Source organism: Candidatus Limnocylindria bacterium, assembly GCA_036523395.1.
In the GTDB taxonomy this organism is placed as follows: Bacteria; Chloroflexota; Limnocylindria; order P2-11E; family P2-11E; genus CF-39.
Genome location: DATDEH010000054.1, coordinates 17,946 through 29,898, shown reverse-complemented (window position 1 = coordinate 29,898; position 11,953 = coordinate 17,946). Strand labels below are relative to the sequence as shown.

The 11,953-nt window shown below is 67.5% G+C and carries 11 protein-coding genes and 1 pseudogene; 8 read left to right on the top strand and 4 right to left on the bottom strand.

Going from position 1 to position 11,953, the window contains the following annotated elements:
- Positions 1-5: 5 nt before the first annotated feature.
- Positions 6-386: pseudogene (locus tag VI056_07355) on the top strand (PIG-L family deacetylase).
- Between the two features lie 331 nt (positions 387-717).
- Here VI056_07355 and VI056_07350 read toward each other — a convergent pair.
- The 3 genes from VI056_07350 to VI056_07340 all read right to left on the bottom strand — a co-directional run bounded on the left by VI056_07350 (position 718) and on the right by VI056_07340 (position 4,109).
- Positions 718-1,032 (bottom strand): MGMT family protein, encoded by a 315-nt coding sequence (locus VI056_07350; protein ID HEY6202844.1) that lies wholly within the window; start codon positions 1,030-1,032, stop codon positions 718-720.
- 106 nt (positions 1,033-1,138) lie between these two features.
- On the bottom strand, positions 1,139-3,007 hold the full coding sequence (locus VI056_07345; GenBank protein ID HEY6202843.1) for a protein kinase: 1,869 nt from the start codon (positions 3,005-3,007) through the stop codon (positions 1,139-1,141).
- Between the two features lie 190 nt (positions 3,008-3,197).
- Positions 3,198-4,109, bottom strand: coding sequence for a hypothetical protein (locus tag VI056_07340; protein HEY6202842.1), 912 nt, complete (start codon positions 4,107-4,109; stop codon positions 3,198-3,200).
- Positions 4,110-4,228: 119 nt separating this feature from the next.
- Here VI056_07340 and VI056_07335 point away from each other — a divergent pair, with 119 nt between their 5' ends.
- The 3 genes from VI056_07335 (at position 4,229) to VI056_07325 (ending at position 7,252) form a co-directional block, all read left to right on the top strand.
- Positions 4,229-5,647 carry a glycogen/starch synthase gene (locus VI056_07335; protein ID HEY6202841.1) on the top strand — a complete coding sequence of 473 codons (1,419 nt, stop codon included), beginning with the start codon at positions 4,229-4,231 and terminating at the stop codon, positions 5,645-5,647.
- Positions 5,644-6,720, top strand: a complete 1,077-nt coding sequence (locus VI056_07330; protein ID HEY6202840.1) for a hypothetical protein — start codon at positions 5,644-5,646, stop codon at positions 6,718-6,720. Before VI056_07335 ends, VI056_07330 begins: the two co-directional genes overlap by 4 nt.
- Before the next feature lie 79 nt (positions 6,721-6,799).
- Positions 6,800-7,252 (top strand): NUDIX domain-containing protein, encoded by a 453-nt coding sequence (locus VI056_07325; GenBank protein HEY6202839.1) that lies wholly within the window; start codon positions 6,800-6,802, stop codon positions 7,250-7,252.
- A gap of 284 nt (positions 7,253-7,536) precedes the next feature.
- Here VI056_07325 and VI056_07320 read toward each other — a convergent pair whose 3' ends face one another.
- On the bottom strand, positions 7,537-8,154 hold the full coding sequence (locus VI056_07320) for a M23 family metallopeptidase (GenBank protein ID HEY6202838.1): 618 nt from the start codon (positions 8,152-8,154) through the stop codon (positions 7,537-7,539).
- Between the two features lie 143 nt (positions 8,155-8,297).
- On the opposite strand from VI056_07320, the gene VI056_07315 reads away from it, so the two are divergent.
- The 4 genes from VI056_07315 to VI056_07300 all read left to right on the top strand — a co-directional run bounded on the left by VI056_07315 (position 8,298) and on the right by VI056_07300 (position 11,932).
- Positions 8,298-9,137 carry a hypothetical protein gene (locus VI056_07315; protein HEY6202837.1) on the top strand — a complete coding sequence of 280 codons (840 nt, stop codon included), beginning with the start codon at positions 8,298-8,300 and terminating at the stop codon, positions 9,135-9,137.
- An 85-nt stretch (positions 9,138-9,222) separates the two neighbouring features.
- Entirely contained in the window at positions 9,223-9,765 is a 543-nt protein-coding gene (gene pyrR / locus VI056_07310) for a bifunctional pyr operon transcriptional regulator/uracil phosphoribosyltransferase PyrR (protein ID HEY6202836.1), read from the top strand.
- Positions 9,762-10,709: an aspartate carbamoyltransferase catalytic subunit gene (locus tag VI056_07305; GenBank protein HEY6202835.1), complete on the top strand. Its 948-nt coding sequence runs from the start codon at positions 9,762-9,764 to the stop codon at positions 10,707-10,709. Before pyrR ends, VI056_07305 begins: the two co-directional genes overlap by 4 nt.
- Positions 10,709-11,932: a dihydroorotase gene (locus VI056_07300; GenBank protein HEY6202834.1), complete on the top strand. Its 1,224-nt coding sequence runs from the start codon at positions 10,709-10,711 to the stop codon at positions 11,930-11,932. The genes VI056_07305 and VI056_07300 overlap by 1 nt, the downstream gene beginning before the upstream one ends.
- The last annotated feature ends 21 nt before the right edge of the window (positions 11,933-11,953 follow it).

Here is an 11,953-nt window from a genome sequence, read left to right as displayed (position 1 = left end):
TTGTCATGCTTTCACGCATGCGCTTCAACAAGGACCTCGAGATCGAACGCGCGATGGTCATCTACGCGCATCCGGATGACGCCGAGTTCAGTGTGGCCGGCACGGTCGCGAAGTGGGCGAAGGCGGGCGTCGAGATCACGTACTGCATGGTCACGAACGGCGCATCGGGCTCGCAGGATCCGGACATGACGCGCGAGAAGCTGCGCGACATGCGTTATGCCGAACAGCGCGCGGCCGCGAAGGTCCTCGGTGTGAAGCACGTCGTCTTCCTCGGCTACGAGGACGGCTATCTCTACCCCACGCTCGAAGTTCGCAAGGACGTCGCGCGCCAGGTCCGCATCCACAAGCCCGACGTGATCCTCGCGATGGATCCCCGGTTCCGCGTCGCCGACGAGGGCTATATCAACCACCCCGACCACATCGCCGCCGGAGAAGTTGCGCTTCGCACGATCAACCCCGACGCGTCGACGCGACAGATGTTCCCCGAGCTCTGGCGCGACGAGAAGCTTGAGCCACACAAGCCGAAGGCCCTCTTCCTCGAAACGTTCGGCGACGGTGGCACCGTCGTTGACATCAGCGACACGATGCCGACGAAGATCAAGGCGCTCCTGTTGCATCGCTCACAGCTCGGACCGGAGGCGGAGGGTTTCGTGCGCGCCTGGAACAAGCGCACCGGCAAGTCCGCCGGCTACAAGTTCGCTGAGTCCTTCAAGGTCATCATGATCGACCGGCCGCCCGTCGCCGAGACGAAGCCGCGCCGCCGCGCTCGACCGGCAATCGCGGCCTCCACAGGTGGCGCCCGAGCGCGACGTTCCGTCCCGCGAACGTCACGCCCTCGCGCCGGAGGCGCGCGCGCTGCGAAACGAAATGTGGTGCGAGGCCGCCGCTCGCGTTGACGACGCGGTGGCACGGCACGCTCGGGTCATTGCAGTGGTGCATCGCGAGTCCGGCGAAGCGCGCGGCGCGTGGATAGCCGGCGACCATCGCGACCAGCCCGTACGTCGCGACACGGCCGCGCGGGATGCTGCGCACGACGTCATATATCCGATCGTACCGATCACTTTTCACGCGGTGAGCATGCGCCCCGCTGAGGCGACGCGTTAGCCGGTGGGCAAGGCGCTGGCTGACCGGCAGCGCGTTAGCGGACGGGCAGCCTCCGTGCGGCCACGGATGGCGCGGGTTCTTCTTCGACCTCGGGTCGCTGGGTCGCGCCGATGATGACACCGGTGGCGGTCGCGAACGCGACACCGACCATCGCAGAAACCAGAAGGACGCTGTCAGCCGGACGTCCCGCCGCGTGGTCGAGCGGCCCCCAGGTGACGAACAAGAGGTAGAGGATCCCCGCCCCCGACATCACACCAGCGAACTGCGCCGCCACGTACATCGAGAACCAGCGCTGCGGCCGGCGCAGGAGCGTGTCGAAGAAGGTTCGCAGCAGACGAGTCATCGACCATACGGTCAGGGCCGCGATCGTCCAGGCGATCACCGTCGCGAGCGCGGCCACATCCGCGCTGACGATGCGCGACACGAACGCGGACATCTGGGCGATGAGCGTCTCCGGCAGCATGACCTCGCCCAGCGAGCTCCCTCGGCCTTGGAGCAGGCCGATGAAAGCGCTCTTCGTGTCGATCGCGCGGAAGGCGTTGAAGAGCGTCTCCTGCCGGAGGGTGAACCCCGTCTGCACGAACGGACCGAAGGACTGCTCCCCGGCGGCGATCGCGAAGATCACGGTGATGATCGCGCCCCACGCCGCCGTGACGACCCCCATCAGGCCATCGACCGCCGCGGCCGTAAGGATGAACGCCGGGGCGAGGCCAAGCGGCGCGGCGACGGGCATCGCCATGGCCATGATCGCCTGCTCGCTGCGCACGTCGCGTATCCAGACCCAAATGCCCATGAGCGCGAACAGCACCGCGAGACCCGGGACGAACAGGAAGATGAGCGCGGTCTCGATGACCCAGCCGATCGCGAGGGCCACGCCCAGCTGGCCCGCGAACGCAACGATCGCCACCAGTCCGGCCGCCGCAAGGGACGTGGTCAAGCCGAACTGGGCCAACAGCATCAGCGCGAAGACCGGAAGGCCGGCGAACAGCGCGAAAAAGGTGCGGCGGATCGGAGCGCCGTAGCTCGAGAGGAGCGCGACCACGGGACTCTGATCGACAGTGGGCATGAAGTCGATCGCCGGTTCGGTGATCACCGGCGTGATGCGTGTGGTCGCGAGCTCCTTGTCGATGTTCTCGATCGACGCGAGCGCCTTCGCGAAGTCGCTGGCCTTCTGGTAACGCAGATTCGGCTGCTTCGCGAGCGCCTTCAGCACGATGGTGTCCAGCTCCTTCGGCAGCGACGGCCTCAGGTGGCTCGGTGGGACCGGCATCCGTACGACGTGGTCACGCATGAGGACCCCGGCGCTGGTGCTCGTGAAGGGCGGCTTGCCGACGAGCATCTCGTAGAGGACGAGGCCGAGACCGTACACGTCGCTCTGGACCGTGGCCTGCTTGCCCTCGACGCGTTCCGGCGCGACGTACATCGCCGTCGCGTAGAGCTCGGGTGTCGCGCCGTCCTCTTTCGGAGTGCGCGCGATGCCGAAGTCGGCGATCTTCGCGTGGTCGTTCGCGTCGAAGAGGATGTTCGAGGGTTTGAGGTCGGAGTGGATGATCCCCTTCGAGTGCGTGAACGCGAGACCGTTCGCGATCTCGATCGCGATCCGCACGGCATCGCCGGCCTTGAGCGGACCGGCGCGGTCGATCCGTGCTCTGAGCGACCCACCCGCGAGGTGCTCCATGACGATGTACGGAAGGTTGTCGACCTCGCCGACGTCGTACACGGACACGACGTTCGCGTGTGAGATCTGCGCGAGCGATCGCGCTTCCTTCACGAAATTGCGTCGCAGCGTCGCGTCGGCGGCGGCCGCGGTGTCGAGGACCTTGATTGCGACCTCGCGACTCAGCGCGGTGTCCTTCGCCAGGTACACCTGGGAGGAACCGCCGGCGCCTAGCGGCTGGGAGATCTGGTAGCGCTTATCCAGTACAAGCTCCTGAGCGGGTTCGCCGTGCCGGTCGCGGGCCGACTATACCGCCCGAACTCCGGCCAGCCTGTGAAGAGCAAACGGCCCGGCGACCACGGTCGTTACCGCCCGCCGGCGGTCTTCGACCTCATTTGCCCCTCGCCACCGAACGGATACCGGACGGTGCTCGCTCTCAGCGCTTGAAGATCGCCGTCGGGCCCTTGCGGTCGACGAGCACGTTGACCGCGGAGCCCACCTGGCCCTTCAGCGCGGTGGCCGCCTCAGCGGTCAGCTTGCCGTTGGTCATGGCCTTGTCGATCTTGGCGTTGGCGGCCGTGGTCAGCTGTGCGACGAGACCGTCCCGGCTCTTCCCGGCGGTCGCGTTCGCGATGTCGCCAAGGCTCTTGCCTTCGCGCATGGCTTTGATGAGGTCGGTCTGCGAGATGCCGAGGTAGTCGCGCGCCACGCTGATGGCATCGCCCACGAACTCGGCGACCCTGGGCACGCGGGTCGTTGTCTTCGGCGCCGGCCGCTGCTCGTACACGTGGTCGACGAACTTCGCGATGTGCCCTGGCGCGTCGGCCTTCGCCTTATCGCTCTGGGCTTTCGTGATCGTGTTCGCGGCGAGAGCCTTGTCGATCGCGGCGTTCACCGCGTTCTGCAGGGCCGCCACGAGACCGGCGCGGCTCTTTCCGGGTGTGGTGTTCGCGATCGCGCCGAGGCTCGTCCCCGGGAGCTTTGTCCTCAGCTCACCGACGGTGAGGCCCAGGTACTTCGCGGAATCGTCAAAGAGGCTCGCGAGGATCCGCTTGAGCTCACCGTCGCCGCGCTTCGGTTCGGCGTCGCGGATCGCCGCGAGGATCGCGTCAACCTGCGCCGGGGTGATCACGCCTTTAGCGGCCAGGGCGTCGAGGATCGCCTTGAGCTTGTCAGTCCCACTGTTCGCCGGCGCGGCGATACCGAGCTGTGCCTCGACCGCGCTGACCGGGTCGGAATCCACCACGGGCGCGAACGCCGCGAGGGCCGCCCCACCGAGCAGGGCCGCGGTCAGGGCTGCGGCGCCGGCCGCCAGGAGAACCTTCTTGCTGCGGAACGAAACGCTCACGTGCTCCTCCTTGGATGCGCTACCACCACTACCGACTGCCTAACGGACCGGTTTCGTCCACCGTACGGTTTCGGTCTCGAAGCGTCATCTCCTTACATCTCGTTAACATCCGGTGGCTCGTGCAGATCGTCTTTGCGGCCGCCGAGGCCGCTCCCTACGCCAAAGTCGGCGGCCTTGCTGACGTGGCGGGCAGTCTCCCTCAAGCGCTCGCGGCCCTCGGTCACGACGTCACGCTGTACCTGCCGATGCACCGGACCATCGACCGCGCGAAGTTCCAGATCACAGAGCGCGCGCCCATGCGCTCCGTGCCATACGGGAAGACGAAGGTGCGCGTCGCCTATCCCAGCGTCGTGCGCGATGGCGTGCGTGTCGTGTTCGTCCGCAACGATCAGCGCATCGGCCGCGACAAGGTCTACGGCGCGCCAGACGACGCGAAGCGCTACGCCTTCTTCTGCCGCGCGATATTCGAGGACCTTCTCGACTCGCCTCCCGACGTCGTTCACGCGCATGACTGGCACGCGGCGCTCCTCGTTCCGCTCGTCGCGCGTGCCCGCGCGCTCGCCGCGACCTCGACGGTGTTCACCATCCACAACCTCGCGTATCAGGGGCGGACCGACGCGAGCGTGCTCGCGCTCGTCGGTCTGCCGCGCGCGCGCCTGCCGATCGAGGATCGGAACGAGGCGAACCCGATGGCGCGCGCGATCGTCAGCGCCGACATCGTGAGCACGGTGAGCGAGCGCTACGCGCAGGAGATCCTCACCGACGAGTTCGGCGAGCGCCTCCAGGGCCTGCTGCGCGAGCGGCGCCGTCGCCTGTTCGGGATCGTGAATGGCATCGACACGGTCGCGTTCGATCCCGCGACGGATCGCAACATCGCGGCCCGCTACAGCGCCGACGACCCCGGCGGGAAGGCCGCGTGCAAGAAGGCGCTGCAGAAGGAGGGCGGGCTCGCCGCGGACGCGCGCGCCCCGATCTTCGGGGTCGTGGGCCGGCTGGTGGAGCAGAAGGGCGTCGATCTGTTGACCGCGTCGGCGTCGAAGCTGCTCGACTCCGGCGGACAGCTCGTCGTGCTCGGGAGCGGCGATCCCGCCTACGAGGCGAGATGGAAGGCGCTCGCGACGCGCTACGCCGGGAAGCTCTGGCTCACGCTCGGATTCGATGCCGCGCTCGCGCAGCGCATCTACGCGGGCTCCGACCTGTTCCTCATGCCGTCACGCTTCGAGCCGTGTGGACTCGGACAGCTCATCTCGTTCCGCTACGGGACCATCCCGGTCGTGCACGAGGTCGGTGGCCTGGCGGAGACGGTGCGCGATCCCCGTCGCGACCCGGCGCACGGCAACGGCTTCTCGTTCGCGGAGTACTCGCCCGCCGCCTTCGACGACGCGATCGCGCGAGTGATGCGCACCTTCAGGGCCGGTTCCGACGCCTGGACCGAGCTCGTGCGCCGAGTGATGCGCGAGGATCACTCCTGGGGCGCGTCGGCGAGACGCTACGTCGATCTGTACAAGAAAGCCTCGCGGGCACGCAAAGCCGCGTGACCGGGTCCATCGTCGAACTCGAGGAGGCAGTCGCCTCACTTCCTGCGGCCGCTCGTGCCGCTGCCGGGCGCATCCTCCGGGTCTCCACCACGACGGGTCGCCTCGAGCCGCCGCCGGAGATGCACGAGTGGATCCGGAAGTTCTTCGGATCGGTCGACGCGGTCCGAGAGCAGCGCATCGTGCGTGTGAGCAATCAGGTCACGCTCGAGGGCGCGCTGTTCAACGAGCTGCGCGCTCTTCGGCCGATGGAGGTCAAGGGCGGCGACGAGGTGCGCGCGACGATCGCGTCGTCCGCGAACGATCCGTTCTGCCGGCCAGAGACCGGGACGCCGGCGGACATCTTCGGGCGCGTTCAGGGTGCGCACGGGATCACTGCGTCTAACGTCGCGAAGTACGACGCCTTTCACGGGGTGCTCGTGTTCAGGGAGCACGATCCACTCGCTCCGATGGACGCGACCGTGATCCGCGACCACCTGACGACCGCACGCCGCTGGGCCGAGCGTGCCCTCGAGGCCGATCCGGCGGCGCGCTACTACTTCCTGATGTGGAACTGCCTCTGGCGCGCCGGCGGATCCATCGTCCACGGTCACATGCAGATGACGGCCACGCGCGGCATGCACTACCCGAAGATCGAGCTCCTGCGTCGGCAGGCGATCGCCTACGACGCGCTCCATGGGAGCGACTACTTCGAAGACCTGTGGGTGGTCCACCACGCGCTCGGCCTGGGCATCGAGGCCGACGGGGTGCGGTCGATCGCGTCGCTCGTCCCGATCAAGGAGCGCGAGATCCTGATCCTGGGACGCCCGGGAGCCGACGAATCGTCGCTCGCCGCGGCGATCGCGAAGGCCGTTTCGGCCTATCGCGCCGCGGGGGTCGTCTCGTACAACATGGCGCTGTACCTGCCGCCGCTGTCACCGGACGGGGAGGACTGGCGGCGCTTCCCGCCTCTCGCGAGGCTGGTCGATCGCGGCGACCCCGCGAACAAGACGAGCGACATAGGATCGATGGAGCTGTACGCCGCCTCGGTCATCGCCGCCGACCCGTTCCGGCTGGCTGAAGCGCTGCGCGCCTGAGTGCTAACACCAATCCGCCACCCTCTCTGCCACGCGGGCTATTGACGCGACGGTCGCTGTCCTGCTTACTCTTGCGCCAATGGCGGATCTCACCTTCGTATCGCGCCGAGACTCGAGCTTCAAAGAGTTCCCGCCCGCCTCTGCCCAGATCGCCATGGTCCTTCCCTTCTACGGAAACCTCACCGTGTGGATGCGCACTCCGGACGCCGGCGGCTGGCACTTCCCGACGAGCGCGCGCCGCTCAGGCGAGACGATCCTCGAAGTTGCGCGTCGCGAGCTCTGGGACGCCGCGCGCATCGTCGCGAATCGTCTCGACCTTCTCGGGGCGATCCGCTATGAGCTTCCGAAGCCGACGACCGCATACGTGTACATGTGCGAACTGGACCGCCTCTCGTGGTGGTACGACCTGCCCGACAAGGACAAGTGCGCGGAGCTCGGGGTCTTCGCGCGGCTGCCCAATCCGATCGCATCCGAGGCCGTCGAGATCGTTCTCGAGGCGGCCCTTCGCGCCCGCCGCACCGGCCTCCGCTAGACCCTCAACGCAACGATTTCCTAACGGAACCATTGAGACCGCTTGCCCGGCGGGTCGTCCGGCCACCAGCTTGCGGCGACCCTGAAGCGCTATGGCCCACGACGAGGAAGCCGAACGGGCGGTAGAGCGCTGGGTTCGCTTGGGCGATGACGTCGTGACGGGGAAGAAGGGCGGCGAGCGTGACGACACCGCGTCGCGCGCCTGCGCCGCGTGCGGCACGACGTTCAACATCCTTGCGAGCGACGACCGTGCGCTGTGCGCGCGGTGTTTCTTGGAGCGGGGGACTAGTCGAACGCCCGAGTGATGACGCGCACGAGCTCGTCAGCCTCGAGCCAGTCACCGAGATACTCGTCACTGACGCGTATCTCGAAGTGCAGATGCGGTCCACCCTCTTCGAAGCCAGAGCTACCGACCGTGCCGATGACCTCTCCGCGCGTCACGGTCTCGCCGACGCGTAGATCCGCGACCGTGTCGAGGTGCGCGTAGCGCGTCACGACGTGCCGCCCGTGGTCGATCCAGACCTGGCGTCCGCGGATACGGTCGAGCGTCTCATCCGGTGTGTAGCCGAGGGCGATCGCGGCCTCGAGCGCGGCCTGCTCGCTGGCCGGATCCCAATCGATGAAGTCGCGGTCCACGCGCACGACCGTCCCCGAGGACGCCGCGCGCACTGCCGTGCCGCGGTCAGCCGGGAAGTCGATCCCCTCGTGCCAGCCGCCGCGATATTCGCGCGCTGAATTCGGTAGGAGCTCCGGTACGGTCGGGATCTCCGCGCCATCGATCGGGATCAGAAGGCCGCGAACAACGGGGGATATCCCCCTCCCCTGACCGGGGGAACTTCCCATCGGGTGACCGAGGTCAACATGCTCGGTGTTCGATGGGTCCGCGGTAGCCAGCGGAGCCACATTCACTGCGCCTGCAGGCGCTTTTCGCGATGTTCCGGCTGCCGTCGCTGCGACCGCAAGCGCCGCGAATACAAGTACAAGTAGTACAGCCAGCACCGGTCGCATATACGAAGACGCTACCGCAGCGAACCGATAATGCACTCGTGGCACAGGAGCATTCGGTCTTCACATGGGACCCGGTAGGACAGCGCTGGATCCACGAACGTGGACCAGAGATGACGACGCCACCGGTGCCGCCGGACATCCATGCCATTCAGACGTACTTCTACGACGAAGACGGCAAAGAATGGATCGCGACGGTCCTCGCGCCACGCGGTCGCGAGCTTGCCGCGCAGTGGCAGGGCGCGTACAAGGTCCCGGAGCTCGCCGCCCCGCCCAGGACGGCGGGCAAGAAAAGCAGCCCCGCCCCGCTGTTCGCGGTCGTTCTCGTGCTTCTCATCGTGGGTGGTGGTGCAGCCGCGGTCGTCGCGGGCACGCAGAGCACACCGGTCGCGAGCGCCCTCCCGACGTATGACCCCGGCGCCACGGCGAATCCATCAGCGACCGTTGCGGTCTCCGGCGAGCCCACCGCGACGCCGGCAGTCGACGAAACACCCGCGCCAACGCAGCGTCCGGGTGGCACGCCGGTGCCGACGCAGCCGGTCCGCACTCCAGTGCCGACGATCGCGCCGCCGGTCGGAACGTCGCTCACGCTCGCGGACGGCAGCGTGGTCACATACAGCGGACCCGCACGCGTGAATATCGGAGCCGGCTTCACCGTGACGTTCACGGTCCGGAACAAGAACAACACAGCGGGCACCGGCACGTTCCTCGTGAGCTTTGGCGACATTAGTACCGGCGGCTCGAAGACATCCTCGGGAACGCTCAACGGAAGCGGCCAGCTTGTGATGAACTTCGCCGGCGTACCGGTGCCGGGGAACTACCCGTTCACGGTCAACTACAAGGGACAACAGGGCGTCGTCGCGATCCTCCGCGTCGGCTAACTCGCGGAGCGCGGACCACTCGGGCATACTCCTCTAAAGACACCCCTTTAACGACCGGTCCTGTGAGGCCGGGAAGGAGTCAGGCTTGACCACGCTGCTCGGGGCCGACGACGTTCGTCGCGCCATTTCCCGGATCGCGCACGAGATCGTCGAACGCGACCGCGTCCTCTCCGGTCTCGCCATCGTTGGTATCCGCTCGCGCGGCGACGTCCTGGCCGTCCGGCTGCGTGACGCGATCCGCGCGAACGAGAACGCGACCGTGCCCCTCGGCTCGCTCGACATCACCCTCTACCGCGACGATCTCACTCGCATCGGCTACGCGCCGATCGTCCGCGAGTCGGCGCTGGACTTCTCGGTCGATGACAAGGTCGTCGTTCTGGTGGACGACGTGCTGTTCACCGGGCGCACGATCCGCGCCGCGATGGACGCGATCGTCGACTACGGCCGGCCCCGCGCGATCCGTCTTGCGGTGCTCATCGATCGCGGTCATCGCGAACTCCCGATACGCGCTGACTTCGTGGGAAAGAACGTGCCAACGAAACCCACCGACGACGTCCGCGTCCACCTCACCGAGGTGGATGGCCGCGACGAGGTCGAGCTCATCGCGCGGGAACGGGTGAGCGCATGAGGTGGTCGCGCCGGCACGTCCTCGACACGGACGACTGGTCGACGGAAGAGATAGAGGCCGTGCTGGACACCACCGGCGCGATGATCGAGGTGCTCTCGCGTCCCGTGCGGCGGGCGCCACCACTGCGCGGGCGCACCGTGGTGCTGTTCTTCGCTGAATCGTCGACGCGCACTCGCGTCTCCTTCGAGCTCGCCGCGCGGACATTGTCGGCCGACGTGGTCAACATCTCGGCGAGCGGTTCGTCCGTGGAGAAGGGCGAGTCGCTCTTCGATACGGTGCGCACGCTGCAGGCTCTGGGCGGCGACGTCGTCGTGATGCGGCACAGCTCGTCCGGCGCGCCGTACTTCGTCTCGGAGCGCACCGACGCGGCGGTCATCAACGCCGGCGATGGCTGGCACGCACATCCGACGCAAGGCCTCCTCGACGCTTACACGCTGCGCGGCGCGCTGGGCGACCTCGCGAAGAAGCGCATCGTGATCGTCGGCGACGTGGTGCACAGCCGTGTCGCCCGATCGGACATCAACACGCTCGTCCCGCTCGGCGCGACCATCACCCTTTCAGGGCCGCCAACGCTGATGCCCAGCTCCTGGCGGTGCGGACAGGCGCCCGCCGGCACGACATACGAACCGGATCTCGACCGCGCCCTGGACGGCGCGGACGCCGTGATCGCGCTCCGGCTCCAGAAGGAGCGGCAGGAAGGCGGCCTGCTCCCGTCGCTGCGCGAGTACACGCGCGTCTGGGGCCTGAACGAGGTGCGTGTCTCGCGCATGCGGCCCGGCGCTCCGGTCATGCACCCCGGACCGATGAATGAAGGTGTCGAGATAGACGCGTCTGTCGCGCACGGCGCGCGCTCGCTGGTCGAGCGGCAGGTCACGAATGGGGTCGCGGTGCGCATGGCGCTGCTCTACCTGCTCGTCGGGACGCCGACGCTCGAGGCGAGCTGATGGAACGCCGGGAGCTCGAGTCGAGGGGTTACCTCATCACGCCTGGCTTCATCGATCTGCACGCGCATCTGCGCGAGCCCGGCTTCGAGGATTCGGAGACGATCGCATCGGGCGCACGCGCAGCCCTGCGCGGCGGCTTCACGACGATCTGCGCGATGCCCAACACCGAGCCCGCCATAGATTCGCCCGGGCTCGTGACCGAGGTGATCGTTCGCGGGAGGACCGCTGGCGCTGCTCGCGTACTGCCGATCGCGACGATCACGCGTGGGCGCGCAGGTCGCGAGCTTGCCGACCTCATGGAGCTTTCCGCTGCTGGCGCGGTCGCGTTCTCGGACGACGGCGCGCCCGTCGACGATGCACAGCTGTTCCGCCACGCTCTCGAGTACGCGCGCATCAAGGATCTGTTGATCATCGAACACGCCCAGGACCTGGCGCTGTCCGGCAAGGGTGTGATGCACGAAGGCGTCGTGTCGGCACGGCTCGGACTTCCAGGTGTTCCAAGCGCCGCCGAGGAGGCCGCCATATCTCGGGACATCGCGATCACCGAGATGACCGGCGCACGGCTGCATCTGACGCACATCTCAACGAGAGGTGCGATCGCGTCGATCAGGGAGGCCAAGTCCCGGGGTCTTCGCATCACATGCGACGTCACACCCCATCACTTGGCGATGACCGATGAGTGGGTCGGAGGGTCACGAGAGTTTGCGTGGGAGCAACCGAGCCGTTCCGCTCCCACGCACACCCCATACGACTCATCCACCAAGGTCAACCCGCCACTGCGTACTCGAACTGACGTCCGCGCACTGTGGGAAGGACTCGCCGACGGCACGGTCGACGCGATCGCGACCGACCACGCACCACACGCGTCGGTGAAGAAGGACGTCGAGTTCGATCAGGCGGCATTTGGCATCAGCGGTCTGGAGGTCGCATTGCCGCTGCTGCTTGGCGGCGTCGCAGCCGGATGGGCCGACCGTGACACGGTCATTCGGGCACTCACGACGGGACCCGCGGCGGTCTTGGGTATCCCGCTGCCTGACGACGACTGGATCGCGATCGATCCGGACGCGCAGTGGACCGTGTCGGCGGACGCGCTCGTGTCGATGGGGAAGAACACCCCGCTCTTGGGACGCAAGCTCCGCGGTCGTGTCGTATATGCCGTCGTTGGCGGCGAATTCCGTTTTGAGGGAGGTCTGCGTGGCGCGACGCCGGTCGGCTCTCGCTGAGCGAACGCTCGCCGAGGCGCA

What these genes read in the sequence shown, in the direction of transcription:
- VI056_07325 (HEY6202839.1), top strand. Translation starts at nt 6,800, where the DNA reads ATGGCGGATCTCACCTTCGTATCGCGCCGAGACTCGAGCTTCAAAGAG.
- VI056_07300 (HEY6202834.1), top strand. Translation starts at nt 10,709, where the DNA reads ATGGAACGCCGGGAGCTCGAGTCGAGGGGTTACCTCATCACGCCTGGC.
- VI056_07305 (HEY6202835.1), top strand. Translation starts at nt 9,762, where the DNA reads ATGAGGTGGTCGCGCCGGCACGTCCTCGACACGGACGACTGGTCGACG.